The organism is Nonomuraea sp. NPDC049646 (assembly GCF_044465525.1).
Classification (GTDB): Bacteria; Actinomycetota; Actinomycetes; order Streptosporangiales; family Streptosporangiaceae; genus Nonomuraea.
The window spans coordinates 192,772-209,238 of sequence record NZ_JBITLU010000017.1 but is presented as its reverse complement, the minus strand read 5'-3'; the positions used below and the strand labels follow the sequence as shown (position 1 = coordinate 209,238).

At 71.8% G+C, this 16,467-nt stretch carries 13 protein-coding genes; 2 read left to right on the top strand and 11 right to left on the bottom strand.

Annotation, left to right across the window (positions count from 1 at the left end; translation table 11 throughout):
• Positions 1 to 481: 481 nt before the first annotated feature.
• Together ACIBQ8_RS40095 and map are read right to left on the bottom strand one after the other, a co-directional pair.
• The gene (locus tag ACIBQ8_RS40095; protein WP_352318980.1) at positions 482 to 751 is read right to left on the bottom strand and encodes a hypothetical protein; all 270 of its coding nucleotides are present in this window, start codon (positions 749 to 751) and stop codon (positions 482 to 484) included.
• Between the two features lie 214 nt (positions 752 to 965).
• Positions 966 to 1,733, bottom strand: a complete 768-nt coding sequence (gene map / locus ACIBQ8_RS40090) for a type I methionyl aminopeptidase (protein WP_397194643.1) — start codon at positions 1,731 to 1,733, stop codon at positions 966 to 968.
• A 124-nt stretch (positions 1,734 to 1,857) separates the two neighbouring features.
• Here map and ACIBQ8_RS40085 point away from each other — a divergent pair, with 124 nt between their 5' ends.
• On the top strand, positions 1,858 to 2,823 hold the full coding sequence (locus tag ACIBQ8_RS40085; RefSeq protein ID WP_397194642.1) for a YoaK family protein: 966 nt from the start codon (positions 1,858 to 1,860) through the stop codon (positions 2,821 to 2,823).
• 163 nt (positions 2,824 to 2,986) lie between these two features.
• Here ACIBQ8_RS40085 and ACIBQ8_RS40080 read toward each other — a convergent pair whose 3' ends face one another.
• The 6 genes from ACIBQ8_RS40080 to ACIBQ8_RS40055 form a co-directional block, all read right to left on the bottom strand.
• Entirely contained in the window at positions 2,987 to 3,604 is a 618-nt protein-coding gene (locus tag ACIBQ8_RS40080) for a class I SAM-dependent methyltransferase (protein WP_397172532.1), read from the bottom strand.
• A 102-nt stretch (positions 3,605 to 3,706) separates the two neighbouring features.
• The gene (ilvC, locus tag ACIBQ8_RS40075) at positions 3,707 to 4,690 is read right to left on the bottom strand and encodes a ketol-acid reductoisomerase (RefSeq protein WP_397194646.1); all 984 of its coding nucleotides are present in this window, start codon (positions 4,688 to 4,690) and stop codon (positions 3,707 to 3,709) included.
• A gap of 23 nt (positions 4,691 to 4,713) precedes the next feature.
• Positions 4,714 to 5,238, bottom strand: a complete 525-nt coding sequence (gene ilvN / locus ACIBQ8_RS40070) for an acetolactate synthase small subunit (RefSeq protein ID WP_397172534.1) — start codon at positions 5,236 to 5,238, stop codon at positions 4,714 to 4,716.
• Positions 5,231 to 6,970 (bottom strand): acetolactate synthase large subunit, encoded by a 1,740-nt coding sequence (locus ACIBQ8_RS40065; protein ID WP_397172536.1) that lies wholly within the window; start codon positions 6,968 to 6,970, stop codon positions 5,231 to 5,233. The genes ilvN and ACIBQ8_RS40065 overlap by 8 nt, the downstream gene beginning before the upstream one ends.
• Before the next feature lie 207 nt (positions 6,971 to 7,177).
• Positions 7,178 to 9,793, bottom strand: coding sequence for a putative bifunctional diguanylate cyclase/phosphodiesterase (locus ACIBQ8_RS40060; RefSeq protein ID WP_397172537.1), 2,616 nt, complete (start codon positions 9,791 to 9,793; stop codon positions 7,178 to 7,180).
• A gap of 235 nt (positions 9,794 to 10,028) precedes the next feature.
• On the bottom strand, positions 10,029 to 10,847 hold the full coding sequence (locus ACIBQ8_RS40055) for a 2-hydroxyacid dehydrogenase (protein ID WP_397194641.1): 819 nt from the start codon (positions 10,845 to 10,847) through the stop codon (positions 10,029 to 10,031).
• A 116-nt stretch (positions 10,848 to 10,963) separates the two neighbouring features.
• On the opposite strand from ACIBQ8_RS40055, the gene ACIBQ8_RS40050 reads away from it, so the two are divergent.
• Positions 10,964 to 12,079: a PQQ-dependent sugar dehydrogenase gene (locus ACIBQ8_RS40050; RefSeq protein ID WP_397194640.1), complete on the top strand. Its 1,116-nt coding sequence runs from the start codon at positions 10,964 to 10,966 to the stop codon at positions 12,077 to 12,079.
• Positions 12,080 to 12,117: 38 nt separating this feature from the next.
• Here ACIBQ8_RS40050 and ACIBQ8_RS40045 read toward each other — a convergent pair whose 3' ends face one another.
• The 3 genes from ACIBQ8_RS40045 to ACIBQ8_RS40035 all read right to left on the bottom strand — a co-directional run bounded on the left by ACIBQ8_RS40045 (position 12,118) and on the right by ACIBQ8_RS40035 (position 16,429).
• Complete coding sequence (locus tag ACIBQ8_RS40045; RefSeq protein WP_397194639.1) at positions 12,118 to 14,004, bottom strand: VanW family protein; 1,887 nt, start codon at positions 14,002 to 14,004, stop codon at positions 12,118 to 12,120.
• A 200-nt stretch (positions 14,005 to 14,204) separates the two neighbouring features.
• Positions 14,205 to 14,867, bottom strand: coding sequence for a response regulator (locus ACIBQ8_RS40040; RefSeq protein ID WP_397172544.1), 663 nt, complete (start codon positions 14,865 to 14,867; stop codon positions 14,205 to 14,207).
• Positions 14,864 to 16,429, bottom strand: coding sequence for an ATP-binding protein (locus tag ACIBQ8_RS40035; protein WP_397194638.1), 1,566 nt, complete (start codon positions 16,427 to 16,429; stop codon positions 14,864 to 14,866). The genes ACIBQ8_RS40040 and ACIBQ8_RS40035 overlap by 4 nt, the downstream gene beginning before the upstream one ends.
• Positions 16,430 to 16,467 lie beyond the last annotated feature (38 nt).

Below are 16,467 nucleotides of genomic sequence, written 5' to 3'. Positions count from 1 at the left end.
GGGGTGGGGCCGCAGCCCGCCCCGGGGGGGGGGGCGGGGGGCCCCCCCCGGGGGGGGGGGGGGCCCGGGGCCCCCCCCCCCCCCCCGCGGGGGGGGGCCCCCCGGGGCGCCGGGCGGCCCGCCGCGGTTCACCCGGCTCGACAGGATGGTCATCACGATCCGATCACCTGGAGCTCCAGATATAGTTCGCATTTTCACTACATAGCCGACATGGGCGCGCCAGAATTCGGATTCAACGCCGTGGCGAAACCCTGATCCCGGGAGCGCCGGGCCGTCGCCGGCCCCACCCCCAAGCCGGTCGTCCCACCACAGGCCCGGCACGCTCCCCTCCCGGCGGGCCCGCGCCGCACGTCCCCCCGCACACCGGACCGCGGCCGGGCCCGCCCCCCTTTTTTTTGCGGGACCCGAAAAGACACGACAAAGGGGCCTGCCCCAGTGGGCAGGCCCCTTAGTCGCGCAGTTCAGCCGCTGAGGAATGACTTCAGCTGACGGCGCACTTCGTGTCTTTGCTCTTGATGCCGAGGATCTGGCTCAGGATGTCGCCGGTCTCGAGGACGAGCACGCCGCTGGTGCTGTTGTCGACCTCGCCACGGGCGAAGATGTTCTCGTCACCGCAGACGAAGAGAACCCGGCCCGGGTCCTCGTCGGAGTGAGGGACGAAGGCCATGTGAGGGGTCGCCGCTAGAGCGGAGCCGCCGACCATGACCATCCCGCCGACGAGCCCGGCCAGGATGAGCCCTTGTCTGAACATATCGATTCTCCTTGATACCTATCGACTACTCTCCGTAGCTATCGGGAGGAGATTTGCCCTAGGCCCTCTTTCAACAAACGCCGGTATTTCTGTCTTTACCAGCGAAAATACGCCGCTTGAGCGAAGGGGTGACACAGCGCGCCGTTCTTGACCGATCGGTGTACGCGGCAGAGGAATATCCGGGCCAGCCGTGACCGCGCACTGACGGGAGGCGTCAGGGAAGGGTGAGAACCACCGGACCGTCAGCGGTGATGGCCACCGTGTGCTCGACGTGGGCGCTCCTGCTGCCGTCGGCCGAGCACACCGACCAGCCGTCCTCGGCCATGACGTACTCGTCGTCGCCGCCCGCCATCAGGCTCGGCTCGATGGCGATCACCAGTCCGGGGCGAAGTCGCAGGCCGCGGCCGGGACGGGCCTCGTTGGGCACGAACGGCGACTCGTGCATGGCCCGGCCGATGCCGTGACCGCCGAAGTCGTTCTGCATGCCGTAGCCGGCGCCGCGGCCGACCACCGACATCGCGTGGCCGATGTCGCCCATCCGGCCCCCCGGCACGGCGGCCGCGATGCCCGCCGCCAGCGTCTCCTCGGCCACCCGGATGAGCTTGAGGTCGTCGGCCCGGCCGGGACCGACGGTGAAGGTGACCGCGCCGTCGGCGTGCCAGCCGTCGATGTGCGCGCCGAAGTCCACGCTCAGCACGTCGCCCTCGCGCAGCCGGTACGGCGTCGGCAACCCGTGCAGCATGACCCCGTTCACGGACGTGCACACCACCCCCGGGTACGGCATCGCCCCGAACGACGGGTGGTAGCCGAGGAACGACGACCGCGCCCCGGCCTCGTGCATGACCTCGCGGGCCACCTCGTCGAGCTGCAGCAGCGACACCCCGGCGGCGGCCCGCTCCCGGACGGCGGCGTGCACGTTGGCCACGACGCGGCCGGCCTCCCGCATGGCGTCGATCTCCCCGGCGGTCTTGAGCGTGATCACAGCGGCCTCCCAGCCTTCGGCGCGATAACTATACCGGTATTATTATCACGCTTCCCGGGAGCTCGCAGCCATCCCGCCGGCCGGTTGACTAATCACCCAGAGTAATCGTTATAGTGCTCAGAGTATGCGTTTCGGACGGTTCTCCATGCTCGCTCTGGCGCTCGCGGCTGGGGCCGTCGACGCGCTGAGCTTTCTCGCGCTCGGACAGGTGTTCACCGCGAACATGACCGGCAACGTCGTCCTGCTCGGCCTGGCGCTCGGCACCGGCGACACCTCGCACGTCATCCGCTCGGGAATCGCCCTGACCACGTTCTGCCTCGGCCTGGCGATCGGCTTCATCCTGCTACGCGGCACCACCCCCGCAGGCCGCGCTCCCCCACCCCCACAAACCACCACCCCACCCGCCCGCGCCCCGGCAAACCCCCAGCCCCACGAGCCCACGCCGCCCCCGGACCTGGCGCAGACCCAGGCCCAGGAACCCGCGACGGCCCCGGACAACGACCAGGCGGAGGAGCCCGCGAGGGCCCGGAGCAGGGAACCGGCGGAAGGGCCGGACCGGGGACGCGCGGAGGCACAGGCCCGCGAGCCCGCGGAGGGACCCGACGGGGAACACGCGGAGGCGCAGGGCCGGGATCCTGCGGCGGGGCCGGTGGGGGCGCCGGTGGGGGTGCCTGTGCGTCCGCTGGTGGTGCTGCTGGCGGAGTTGGCGCTGCTGGTGGTGGTGGCGGCCGGATGGACGGCGCGCGTGCTGCCGCATCCGGCGCTGATCGCCGCCTCGGGAACGGCGATGGGCCTGCAGAGCGCGGTCACGCGCTGGGCGGGCGGTCCCGGGCTGTCCACGACCTACGTCACGGGCACGCTGACCAGCCTGGCGGGCCGGGCGGTCGGCCCGCGCTCGGGGATGCTGCGCCCGCTGGGGGTGGTGCTCTGCGTGGCCTCTGGCGCCGTCGCCGCGGCCGCGGCGCTGCGCGTGCACGCCGCCGTCACCCCGTTCATCGCCCCGGCCACGGTCGCGGCGGCCACCGCCGCCTGGGCCCTCACCACGACCCACCGCACAGAATCGCCCCCCAACGGCGGGCCGCCCCGGTAGCGGGGAGGCGGCCCTCCTGCGGCAACCCAGCACCGCACCCCGGACAGGGCGCGCCTTGCGACAGGTCAGCCCCCAGGCAGCACGCCTCGGCAGCTCAGCCCAGGAACGGCACGCCTTGAGACAGCTCAGCCCAGGAACCCCAGGCGGCGCACCTTCAGGCATGTCAGCCCGATGGGTCGGTGGGTTTGCGGTAGGTGAGGAGGTAGCGCCAGAAGAGCAGCCTGCGTAGGGAGAAGCCGGGCAGCAGGGACGCCGCTTCCCGCCGTACCTCTTCGAAGGACATGTCCGGCGGCCGCACCGGCGCGGGCACGGACCCGGCACGCGCCCCGCCCGCGCGCTCCCCCGCCGCCACCACCACCCGGGCCGCCGCGTTCACCGGTATGGCGGCCAGGCTCCACGCGAAGTCGGCGGCCGTCCGCTCGGCGTAGCAGCCGAGGACGGCCAGCACCCCGCCGGGCGCCAGCGCGTCCCGGAAGGCGGCCACGGTCCCGAACGGCATGTGGTGCAGGCTGGCCAGGCAGGAGATGTAGTCGTAGCGCCCCGCGGGCAGCTCCATGCGCGTGACGTCGGCGCACAGGAACCGGACCCCGCTCACCGGCGCCGACGAGGCGGCCTCGATCACCTCGGGCGCCGGATCGACCGCGTCGACCTCGATCCCGAGGCCCGCCAGCCGCCGCGCGAACCGGCCGGTGCCGCAGCCGACGTCGAGCGCCGTCCGGGCCCCGTCGGGCACGAGCCGCGCCATCGCCGGGTGGTAGTGATCGTTGTGATCGAAAGGCATCCCGGCATCATGCCATCGTCTCGCCGGAGAACCCCCGAAAACGGGCGAAAAGCATCGCCCGCCCGCTGACCGTGCAGCGGACGGGCGACGTACGGCGAAAGGTCAGCCCTTCAGCCAGCTCATCATCGGACGCAGCTTGGCACCCGTCTTCTCGATCGGGTTCTCGGCCAGCTCCTCGCGGTGACGCGTGAACTCCTTCTGGCCGCCGTCGAACTCCTCGACGAGCTGACGGGCGAAGGCGCCGTCCTGGATCTCGCCGAGGATGCGGCGCATCTCCTGACGGGTCTCGTCGGTGATGACGCGCGGGCCGCGGGTGTAGCCGCCGTACTCGGCGGTGTCGGAGACCGACCAGTACATCTTGGAGATGCCGCCCTCGTACATGAGGTCGACGATGAGCTTCATCTCGTGGAGGCACTCGAAGTAGGCGACCTCGGGCTGGTAGCCGGCCTCGATGAGGGTCTCGAAGCCCGCCTTGATCAGCTCGGAGACGCCGCCGCACAGCACGGCCTGCTCGCCGAACAGGTCGGTCTCGGTCTCCTCGGTGAAGGTGGTGCGCAGCGCGCCGGCGCGGGTGCCGCCGATGCCCTTGGCGTACGACAGCGCCAGGTCGAGGGCCTTGCCGGAGGCGTCCTTCTCGACCGCGACGAGACACGGGACGCCGCGGCCGGCCTCGAACTGGCGGCGGACCAGGTGGCCCGGGCCCTTCGGGGCGACCATGCAGACGTCGACGCCCTCGGGCGCCTCGATGAGGCCGTAGCGGATGTTGAGGCCGTGGCCGAAGAAGAGCGCGTCGCCCTCGACGAGGTTGGGGGCGACGTGCTCGGCGTACAGGTGGCGCTGGATGTGGTCCGGCGCGAGGATCATGGTGAGGTTGGCCTCCTCCACCGCCTCGGCCGGGGTGACGACCCGCAGCCCGTCGTTCTCCGCCTTCTCGCGGCTCTTGGAGCCCTCGGGAAGGCCGACGCGCACGTCGACGCCGGAGTCACGCAGGGAGAGCGCGTGGGCGTGGCCCTGGCTGCCGTACCCCAGCACGGCCACGTGACGCCCCTGGATGATCGACAGGTCGGCCTGGTCGTCGTAGTAGATCTCGGTCACTTGAATAAAACCTTTCAGGCGGTACGGTCCAGTGCCCTGAGGGACCGGTCTGTGATGGAACGGGCGCCGCGGCCGATGGCCACCATGCCCGACTGGACGAGTTCTTTGATCCCGAACGGCTCAAGGACCTTGACGAACGCCTCAAGCTTGTCGGGAGTGCCGGTGACCTCGATGGTCACCGCGTCCGCCGCGACGTCCACGCAGCGGGCGCGGAAGAGGTTGACCAGTTCAAGAACGTGCGACCGGTTCTCGGCGTCGGCCTTGACCTTGATCAGCATGAGCTCGCGCTGAACCGACTGCGTGGGGTCCAGTTCGACGATCTTCAGGACGTTGACCAGCTTGTTGAGCTGCTTGGTGACCTGCTCAAGGGGCAGTTCCTCGACGCTCACCACGATCGTGATGCGCGAGATGTCGTCGTGCTCGGTGGGCCCGACGGCGAGCGAGTCGATGTTGAACCCCCGCCTGCTGAACAGTGCGGAGACACGCGCGAGAACACCCGGCTTGTTCTCGACAAGCACGGACAACGTGTGTCTACTCATCCTCGTTCTCCCACTTCGGCGCCATGTCACGGGCGATCTTGATGTCGTCGTTGCTGGTGCCGGCGGCGACCATGGGCCAGACCATGGCGTCCTGGTGGACGACGAAGTCGATCACGACCGGCACGTCGTTGATCTCCATGGCCTTCCTGATGGTCGCGTCGACGTCCTCGGCGCGCTCGCACCTCAGGCCCACACAACCATAGGCCTCCGCCAGCTTGACGAAGTCGGGGATGCGACGCGCGGTCTGCAGGTCGGTGTTGGAGTACCGCTCCTCGTAGAAGAGCGTCTGCCACTGGCGGACCATGCCGAGGTTGCCGTTGTTGATGACGGCGATCTTGACCGGCACGCCCTCCAGGGCGCAGGTGGCCAGCTCCTGGTTGGTCATCTGGAAGCAGCCGTCGCCGTCGATGGCCCACACCGTGGCCTCCGGCCGGCCCATCTTCGCCCCCATGGCGGCCGGGACGGCGAAGCCCATCGTGCCGAGGCCGCCGGAGTTGATGAACGTCCCGGGGTTCTCGTAGTCGATGAACTGCGCGGCCCACATCTGGTGCTGGCCGACCCCGGACACGTAGTAGGCGTCGGGCCCGGCGATGGCGCTCAGCCGCTCCATCACGTACTGGGGGGCCAGCGTGCCGTCCTCGAAGGTCTCGTAGCCCAGCGGGTAGGTCTCCTTGTAGCCGTTCAGGACGGTCCACCAGTCGGTGTAGTCGCCCTTCTGGCCGGCGGCCTGGATCGCGCCGACGAGGTCGCTGATGACCTCCTTGCAGTCGCCGACGATGGGCACGTCGGCGTGCCGGTTCTTGGAGATCTCGGCGGGGTCGATGTCGGCGTGCACGACCTTGGCGTGCGGCGCGAACGAGGCCAGGTTGCCGGTCACCCGGTCGTCGAAGCGCACGCCCAGCCCGATGATCAGGTCGGATCTCTGCAGCGCGCCCACGGCCGAGACGCTACCGTGCATGCCCGGCATGCCCATGTGCTGGGGGTGGCTGTCCGGGAACGTGCCACGGGCCATCAGGGTGGTGACGACCGGGATGCCGGTCAGCTCGGCGAGCTGCAGCAGCTCGGCCGACGCGCCGGCCTTGTGCACGCCGCCGCCGACGTACAGGACGGGCCGCTGGGACTCGGCGATCAGCTTGGCGGCCTCGCGGATCTGCTTGGAGTGCGGCCTGGTGACCGGGCGGTAGCCCGGCAGCTGCATGACGGGCGGCCAGCTGAAGGTGGTCTGGGCCTGCAACGCGTCCTTGGAGATGTCCACCAGCACCGGCCCCGGACGGCCGGTCGAGGCGATGTGGAACGCCTCCATGATCGTGCGCGGGATGTCCGCGGGATCGGTGATCAGGAAGTTGTGCTTCGTGATCGGCATGGTGATGCCGGAGATGTCGGCTTCCTGGAACGCGTCCGTGCCGATCATCGGCGCGGCGACCTGGCCGGTGATCGCCACGATCGGCACCGAGTCCATGAAGGCGTCGGCGATCGGCGTCACCAGGTTGGTGGCCCCGGGGCCGCTGGTCGCCATGCAGACCCCGACCTTGCCGGTGGCCTGCGCGTAACCCTCGGCCGCGTGGCCGGCGCCCTGCTCGTGCCGTACAAGCACGTGCCGGACCTTGGTCGAGTCGTAGAGGGGATCGTAGGCGGGCAGAATCGCGCCGCCCGGGATCCCGAACACGGTGTCGACTCCCACGTGCTCCAGCGCCCTCACCAGGGCCTGTGCACCTGTCATCCGTTCGGTCATCGGCTCGTTCCTTGCGTGGCTACTCACTTAAGGACATAAAAAATGCCCCTTCCCACCGGCGGGGGTGGGTCTGGGGCGGCGCGCAGGTCGGAGTGCTTCGCTATCGGCCTGCGCGCCGGCGAAGTACTACGAGAATCTCACTGCGAAGCATGGCTTACACCATAGCCGCTCAGAACGCCCCGATGTCAACTTGGCGGGACGCGAGTCTCAAACGGTGAGACTCGTCCGCATCAGACTGTCCACTCCGCGGGCCGCCATGGGACGCGCGACCAGGAAACCCTGCCCCCTGGTGCAGCCCATCTCGCGCAGCAGCTCAAGCTGCTCGGGCCGTTCGATGCCCTCGGCCACCACGGTGAGCCCGAGGTCGTGGCCCAGTCGCACGATTGTACGGGTGAGCAGGGTCAGCGTGTCGTCCCGGCCGAGCCCCGACACGAACGACGGGTCGATCTTGATCATGTCGACCGGGAGCTGCCGGAGGAAGGCCAGCGAGGCGTAGCCGGTGCCGAAGTCGTCGATCGCCAGCCGCACGCCCAGCGCGCGCAGCTCCGACAGCCGCCTGATGGTCTCCTCGGCGTCCTCGACGAGCATCTCCTCGATCACCTCAAGGGTGAGCGCGGAGGCGGGCAGGCCGCTCTCGGCCAGCGCCTGCTCGACGGTCTCGACGAAGCGGGGCGCGGTGATCTGCCGGGCCGACAGGTTGAGCGACAGGCCGATGTCCCAGGACGAGGCCCGCCAGGACGCCACCTCGCGGCACGCCTCGCGCAGGATCCACTCGCTCAGCGGCACGATCAGCCCGGTGTCCTCGGCCGGGCCGAGGAACTGCTCGGGCGGCACGAACACCGAGCCGCGCCACCACCGCACCAGCGCCTCGACCGCGGTCACCCGGGACGTGGCCAGGTCGACCACGGGCTGGTACTCGATGGCGAACTGCTGCTCGATGAGCGCCCGCTGCAGGTCGGCGGCCAGCTCCAGGCGGCGCACCACGTCGGCGTGCATCTGGGCGGCGAACACCTCGACCCGCCGCCCGCCCAGCTCCTTGGAACGCGCCATCGCCACATCGGCGTTGCGCATGAGGTCGCCGGCGGGCAGGCCGTCCTCGGTGAAGGCCACGCCCACGCTCGCGGTCAGCGCCACGTCGCGGTCGGCCACCCGGAACGGCTCCTGGGAGACCGCGCGCACCAGGCGCTCGGCCATGTCCACGGCCATCTGGGCGTCGCCGCCGGTCTCCACGAGCACGGCGAACTCGTCGCCGCCCCACCGGGCCAGCGTGTCGTCGGCGCGGACGGCCCCGCGCAGCCGCCGGGCGGCCTGGCCGAGCAGGTAGTCGCCGCTGGCGTGCCCCACCGAGTCGTTGACGGAGGTGAACCCGTCGAGGTCGAGGAAGATCACCGCGACGTTGCCGGACGTGCGGCCGGACAGCACCTCGCGGGTGCGCTCCTCGAAGTAGGCGCGGTTGGGCAGCCCGGTGACGCCGTCGTGGAAGGTCAGGTGGGCGACCTGGTTGCGCAGGGCCTCCTCGTCGCTGACGTCGCGGGTGGTGACGAGCATGAGGTCGTCGCCGCCGATGTGGCGGGTGGCGACGGACTCGGTGGGCCGCCAGGTGCCGTCGGCGGCGCGCACCCGGCAGGCGATCATGCAGGCGCCCGGCGCGGCGCCCTCCTCGTCGGTGGTCATGGCCCGCATCGCGGCCTGGATGCCCGGGACGTCCTCGGGGTGGATGTAGTCGAAGATCGAGCCGCCGACCAGCTCCTCGGGCGGGTAGCCGTACGTGACCTCGACGCCGGCGCCGATCTCGTGGACGACGCCCTCGTAGTCGCACAGCAGCACCACGTCGCCGGTGCTCTCGGCCAGCTCCCTGAGCTGCCGCTCGCCCAGCGAGACCAGGCCGCGCAGCCGGATGGACGCCGCCGAGAGCACGAACAGGCGTACGAGCAGGAGCAGCACCACGGAGACCGCGACCACCACGACGCCGGTCACCGGCTGCGCGGCCCGGGATCCCGCCAGGTGGGCCAGCAGCGTGCAGGCGGCCACGGCGACGAGCGCGAGCGGCATCATCGCGACCACGTTGCGCACGACCGGACCGCCGACCGGCCGCGCCCGCGGCCCCCACGGCACGGCGGCCAGCAGCAGCAGCGCGACGGGCACGAGCATGACGGTCCACATGGGCGGCGCGTCGCCGGCCAGGCGGGCCATGGCGGCCGACAGGCCGCCGACGGTCATGGTGGCCAGCACGCCCACCCCGGCCAGGCCGAGCAGCCAGGAGCCGGCCCGGCTGGTGAGCACCGAGGGGATCACCCCGCAGGTGACGAGCAGCGCGATCATCGGCGGCACCATGGCGAACGTGAACGTGGGCGCGTCGCCGGCGTCCTCGTAGTAGTGGCGCAGCGCCACCACCCAGCCGATGAGGAAGAGCGAGGCCGCGCACAGGTACGCGTCCGTGAGATGCCTCAACACGACCTTGGCCGGGAACCTGCGGTCGGCGGCGATCAGCGCGCCGCCCGCGATGATCACGGTGCCGAGCAGGACGAACAGGTCGGCGAAGCTGACGACGAAGCTGGTGGCGACCGCGCGGAGCGCCACGCCTGCGAGCCACACGACGGCGCCGCCGCCCATCCAGCGCGCGGCCATCGCCGTCGAGCGGTGTTCGGCCGACCTGACCGAGGCCACCAGCAGCGAGGCGGCGGCGACCAGGGCCGCCACACCGCCCGCCACGGCACCGGTCAGCACGGCCGGCCCGCCCGCGAGGAGCGCGGCGGCGAACGCCACCACTCCGGCCGCCCCTGCGGCGGCCAGCGGCGCCCGTGGATCACGCCAGCGGATCACAGTCGTTGCCCATCCTGTCTTGAACCCTGCACCAGTGACCGCCGAAGCCCGGCGGTCACATCGCCAGTGTGTGCGGTCGCGGATGCGCGGGTGGTGACAACGCCGATGTCGTCACCGATCTGATAACCACACAGACCAATTTCCGCCAAGAGTTCCTTGACAGCGAGTCAGGAACTCCCTGCAGACGCCACCGTACGCACGAAAGGTCACGGACCAGCCACGTTCCGGGATCCTCTCAATACGAGTCGGTAATGACGTTGATCAACTCTTCACCTGCGAGGTAGCGCCCGAGCTGCTCGCGGATCAGCCCGAGCGTGCGCCGCACGGAGGCGGGGGTGCTGCCCGCGATGTGCGGCGTGATCAGCACGCCCGGAGCGCTCCAAAGGGGGTGGCCCTCCGGCAGCGGCTCGGGCGCGGTGACGTCGAGCGCGGCGCGTAGCCTACCGGTTTTGAGCTCGGCGATCAGGGCTTCGGTGTCGACCACGCCGCCCCTGGCCGCGTTGACCAGGACGGCGCCGTCCTTCATGCGGGCCAGGAAGGCGGCGTCGACCATGCCCGCGGTGTCGGGCGTGGCGGGCACGAGCAGGACCACGACGTCGGCCGACGGCAGCAGCGCGGGCAGCTCCTCCATCGCGTGCACGCCCTCGCGCGCGCTCCTGGCCACCCGGACGACCTCGACCTCGAAGCCGCTCAGCCGCCGCTCGACCGCCGCGCCGATGGACCCGTGGCCGACGATGAGCACGGTGGAGTCGGCCAGCACGCCGGTGTGGTGGTAGGTCCACTCGCCGCGGCGCTGGGCGTCGGTGAACCCGGGGAACTCCCTGAGCACCGCGATCATCGCGCCGACCGCCCACTCGGCGGTGCCGGCGTCGTGCACGCCGCGGGCGTTGCACAGCACCACCCCTGCGGGCAGGTGCGGCCGGTACGGCTCCACCCCCGCGGTGACGGTCTGCACCAGCCGCAGCGAGCGCATCCGCGCCAGCGTCCCCGGCACGTCGGGCACCACGACCAGCGGCGGGATCCAGACCTCGACGTCCTCGACGCCGTCCGGCATGGCCGAGCCATCGTAGACAGTGCATTCGACGCCTGGAATGTCAGACAGGACATCCGCCGCCGCTTCGGACGGAACCCAGATCTTCATGCCGAGAACCTTACGACCCGCGGGGAAGTATGGAACACATGAGGAAGCTCTGGACGATCGTGCTCCTGGCCGTGCTCCCCGCCTGCTCGGCCGGCGGCCAGGCGCCGACGGCCGCGGACCCGACGGCCCCCGTCCCGGCGGCCTCCACCCCGGCGGCCCCGACGGCCTCGGTACCGACGGCCAGGTCGCCCCGCGCGCCCAAGGACGTGGCGACCGGCCTGGCCGTGCCGTGGGCGATCGCGTTCCTGCCCGGCGGGGACGCCCTGGTCACCGAGCGGGACACCGCCAGGCTGCTGCGCGTCACCCCCGCGGGCAGGGTCACCGAGGTCGCCCGGATCGCCGACGCGCGGCCCGGCGGCGAGGGCGGCCTGCTGGGCGTGGCGGTCAAGGACCGGCAGGTCTTCCTGTACTACACCGCCGAGCAGGACAACCGGATCGTCCGCTACCGGCTCGGCGGCGACGGCTCCGGCGGTCTGTCCGACGAGCGGCTCCTCGTGCAGGGCATCCCCAAGGGCGGCATCCACAACGGCGGCCGGCTCGCCGTCGGCCCCGACGGCTACCTGTACGCCACCACCGGCGAGACCGGCGACCGCGGCCTGGCCCAGCGGCGCGACTCGCTCGGCGGCAAGATCCTGCGCATGACCGTGGACGGCGCCCCCGCCCCCGGCAACCCGTTCGGCACGCTCGTCTACAGCTACGGCCACCGCAACGTCCAGGGCCTGGCCTGGGACACCGCGGGCCGCCTGTACGCCTCCGAGTTCGGCGCCGACACCTACGACGAGATCAACCTGGTCCGGCCGGGCGCCAACTACGGCTGGCCGGTGGTCGAAGGCAAGGGGAAGGACGCCAGGTTCGTCAACCCCATCGTCACCTGGTCCACCGGCGAGGCGTCCCCGTCCGGCATGGCGTACGCGGACGGCGCCCTGTGGGTGGGCACGCTGCGCGGCCAGCGGCTGTGGCAGGTGCCGCTGGCCAGGGACGGCTCGCCGGGCGCGCCCGTGGCCCACTACGCCGGCCGCTACGGCAGGCTGCGCGCGGTCACCGCGGCGCCCGGCGGCGGCCTGTGGGTGAGCACCAGCAACAAGGACGGCCGCGGCTCACCGCGCCCCGGCGACGACCGGATCCTGGCGGTCGCCACGTCCTAGCCGCACTGGCCTGGGCGTGCCGGCCTGGGCGTACTGGCCTAGCCGGCCGTGCCACAGGTGAGGGCGGTCTGCGGCCGGTACTTGGTGACCAGTTTCTTGTCCTTCTTCACGATCTCGCCGTCCTTGTGGAACACGCGGGTGACGTCGATCGTGAAGCCCTGCTGGCCGGTGGCGGGCACGCAGCCGGGCTCGGCGCTGGTCGCCCGGCCGAACGGCTTGAAGTCGCGCCGCTCGGACTCGACCGCCTCGACCTTGTCGTACCGCTTGGTGCTCCACAGGGTGACGCTGACCGTCGTGGCGGTGGTGGCGGTCTTGATCAGCACGCCGTACTCGGAGTCGTTGCGCCACTTGAGGTCGCGGTCGGGGTAGAGCAGCGCCACGTCGCGCCCGGCCGGGTAGGAGGGCGCGTAGTAGTCCATGGGCTCGTGCTCGACCAGGTCGAAGCCGCCGAGGAAGGCCGCGTTGTACATGGTGGTGGCGAACTGGGAGACGCCGCCGCCGACGATGTCCACCATCCGGCCGCCGACGATCTGGCCGGCCCGGACGTAGCCGTCCTCGATCGTGCGCTCGCCGGTCGCCTCGTTGAGCGAGAGCGTCTCGCCCGGCTTGACCAGCCTGCCGTCGAGCTCCTGGGCCATGCGGCGGATGTTGGTGACGCGCGGCGGGCAGCAGTCGAAGGTCGTGCTGAAGGTGCCGACGTTCTCCTTGATGCCGAGGCCGCGGATCTGGCTCGTGGTGACCTCCGGGGTGACCACGCCCAGCTTGACCTCGACGGTCCGCGGGCCCGTGGAGGCGAGCAGCTTCTCGACGTCGCGGGCCAGCAGCTTGGCGTTCACGCCGCGGCCCTTGCGCGCGGGCACCAGCACCGGCTTGTCGCCGACGATCTGGTACGTCGCGTCGCGCGGCTGCTGGGTGGCGTCCACGAGGCTGTTCTCCACCGGGGCGAGCGCGGCCTCGGCGTCGAACTCGGGGACGAGCCCGCCGTCGCCGTCCGGCACGTAGGTCAGGTGGGCGGCGATCATGGCGGGGGTGAGCTGGGCCTGCTTGCCGGCAAGGGTCAGCGTGACGGGCGCGGAGACGGCCTTCCTGGCCGCGGCCAGGGCCGACTCGACGCTCTCGGCCGAGGTGGCGGGCTTGGCCGGGCGCATGGAGAGCACCACGGCGCCGCCGCCGCGCAGGAACGCCTCGCCGATCCGGCGCACGGCGTCGTCGCGGTCGAGGAGCACGCCCTCCTCGGGCATGCGGGCCTTGGGCTCCAGCCCCGAGAAGGTCACCCTGCCCTCGCGGGCCTGCTTGTCCACGCCTTCCGCCAGGCCCTCGACGGTCCTGGTGAGCTGGGAGGAGTCGATGGTGATCTTGGGCGGGACGTCGGTCGTGCCGGTCAGGCCGCGCCAGACCTCGACCGGGCCGGGGAAGCCGCTGGGGGCCTGGCCGATGGTGCCGACCACGTCGAGTTCGAGGCCGGCCTCGTCGGGCTGGACGGTGTCCTTCTTGCCGTTGATGTTCACCGTGACCGGCCGGCTGAGCCTGGGGCCCAGCTCGGTGCGCAGCTTGTCGGCCGCCTGGGTGACGGTCAGGCCGCCGATCTCCACGCCGCCCACCCGGGTGCCGCGCAGCACGGCTCCCGACATCATCACGGCCGGCACCACGTACGCCAGCGTGGCCAGGACGAGCACCAGCACCAGCACCCCGGGCAGCAGGCGGCGCCGGCGGACGGGCTCCGGCTCGAAGGCGGGCGACCGGTCGCCGCCGCTCCCCCCGAACACGGGGGCGGGTCCGGCGGGGTCCTTGTCCTTCATCGGCCACGGCTGCGCGGGCGGCGCCTTCGGTGGCAGCGCGCCCCCGGTCTGACCGCCGGGCGCGCTCGGTCCTGGGGCCGGCCGGGGCTCCTGCTGGTCCTGCGGGCCGAAGATGTCACGGGACACGCCCGGAGGTAATCCTTCGATCCGCGGCTTCTTGGAGACACCCGACGTGGGCATCGGCACCGAGGCGAACGGGTCCGTCGGTGATTCGATCGGTCCGGCGTTTCGCACGCCTCAATCTCCTCCCGGTCCGCAGCCAAGTCTCAGGCAACAGTAAGGCACGAGTATCCGACTATGTCACCAGAAACGAATACGGAAGTGTGTCAACCTAGCCACCGGTAGCGATGTTCCGGCCGTCCGGCGGTGCCGTACCTGGGGTGGAGCTCGGCCCGGCCGGACGCGCACAGGTGCTCCAGGTACCGCCGCGCGCTCACCCTCGACAGGCCCGTGAGCTCGGCCGTCTCGGCGGCCGACAGGTCGCGCCCGGCCTCGCGCAGAGCCTGCGCCACCAGCGCGCAGGTGGCCGGCGACAGGCCCTTGGGCACCGGGACGGGCTGCTGGGGCGCGCCGAACAGGCGGTCCACGTCGTCCTGGCGGGCCTGGGGGCCGATGGCGGTGAGCCGCCTGCGGGTGTCGGCGTACTGGCGCAGGCGTTCGGTGAGCGCGGCGGCGGTGAACGGCTTGATCAGGTAGTTGACCGCGCCGCCGCGCATGGCCTCCCTGACCGTGGCGACGTCGCGGGCGGCGCTGATCATCAGGACGTCCACGTCGTCGATGGCCTTGAGCACCTCCAGGCCGGACAGGTCGGGCAGGTAGATGTCGAGCAGCACCAGGTCGGGCCGGAGCTCGGCCACGGCGGCGAGCGCGTCGGCCCCGGTGTGCGCCACGGCGACGACCTCGAAGCCGGGCACGCGGGCGACGTACCCGCTGTGGATCCGGGCGACCATGAAGTCGTCGTCCACCACCAGGACCCGTACGTCGTTCACGCGCGGGCCTCGGCGGGCAGCAGGGCGGTGAAGACGGCGCCGCCGGCGTTGCGCACCCGGACCCAGCCGCCGCGGCGCAGGCACGCCTGCCGGGTCAGCGCCAGGCCCAGGCCGCGCGGCCCCGACAGGGCGGCCTTCGTCGTGAACCCCTCCCTGAAGACCTCCTCCACCAGCTCGGGGGTGATGCCGGGCCCCGAGTCGCCGACGCGGACGTGCAGGCCCTCGGCGTCGGCCACGACCGAGACCTCGATCGTGCCGCCCGCGCCGTCGAGCGCGTCGATCGCGTTGGCGACCAGGTTCCCGACCACCAGGACGGCGTCCTGCGGGTCGCCGAGCGCGCCCTCCGGCACGGCGGAGTCCTCGGCCAGCACCAGCCGCGCCCCGCGCTCGGCCGCCTCCGCCGACTTGGCCAGCAGCAGCGCGGCCAGCGTGGGGTCCTGGACGCGTTCGCGCAGGCCGGTGGCGTACGCGCCGGCCGTGGTGCGGGTGATGAAGCCGATCGCGGCCTCGTGCTCGCCGAGCTCCAGCAGGCCGACGACGGTGTGCATGCGGTTGGCGAACTCGTGGGCCTGGGCGCGCAGGGCCTCGGTGGCGCTGCTGGTGTCGTCCAGCTCGCGGGCCAGGCGGACCAGCTCGGTGCGGTCGCGCAGGGTGACGACCCAGCCGCGGTGCCGGCCGCGTACCGCGACCGGGGTCCTGTTGAGCACCAGCACGCGCTCGCCGTGCAGCACCACGCGGTCCTCGCCCGGGTCGGCGCCGGTCAGCACGTCGCGCATGCGCTCGGAGACCGGCATGCTCGTCAGGTCGGTCCCGAGGTCGCCGAGCAGGTCGCGGGCCGCGTCGTTGACCAGCGTGACCCCTCCGGCCAGGTCGAGGGCGAGCACGCCCTCCTTCACGCCGTGCAGCACGCCCTCGCGCTGCTCCAGCAGCGCGGCGATCTCGCGCGGCTCCAGCCCGAACGTCTGCCTGCGCACCCGGGCGGTGATCAGCGCGGCCAGCGCCAGGCCGGCCAGCAGCACGGCCAGCGCGGTCCAGATCAGCGGCGGCAGCGCGCCCCCGAGCTGGCCGGTGACCGTGGTCTGGAGCACCCCGACCGACACCAGGCCGATGACGTTGCCGTATTCGTCGCGGATGGGGGTCTTGCCCCGGACCGTGGTGCCGATCGTGCCCGTCTCGGTGCCGACCCAGCTCCGGCCCGTACGCAGGACCGCGGTGCCGTCGGTGGACAGCCGCTTGCCGATCAGCGCGGCGTTGGGATGGGCGTAGCGCTTCTGCTCGGCGTTGGCGATGGCCACGTAGTCGGCTCCGGTCTCGTGCTGGACGCTGAGCGCCAGCGGTTGCAGCACCGACTCCGGGTTCTCCAGCCGGAAGGCGTCGCGCACCTGCGGAAGGGCGGCCACCGACTGGGCGATGGCCAGGGCGCGCTGCTGGTGCAGCGCGTCGAGCTGCTCCCTCGTGTGCCCCGCCCACACGCCTGCCGTGCCGCCGACGGCGAGCAGCACGATCACCATCTGGAGCACGAACAACTGGGTGCCGAGGGGGGCGTCGGTAACCCTGCGCACGCCCACATGGAAACAAAGCCAGGTCACGGCCAGGTCGC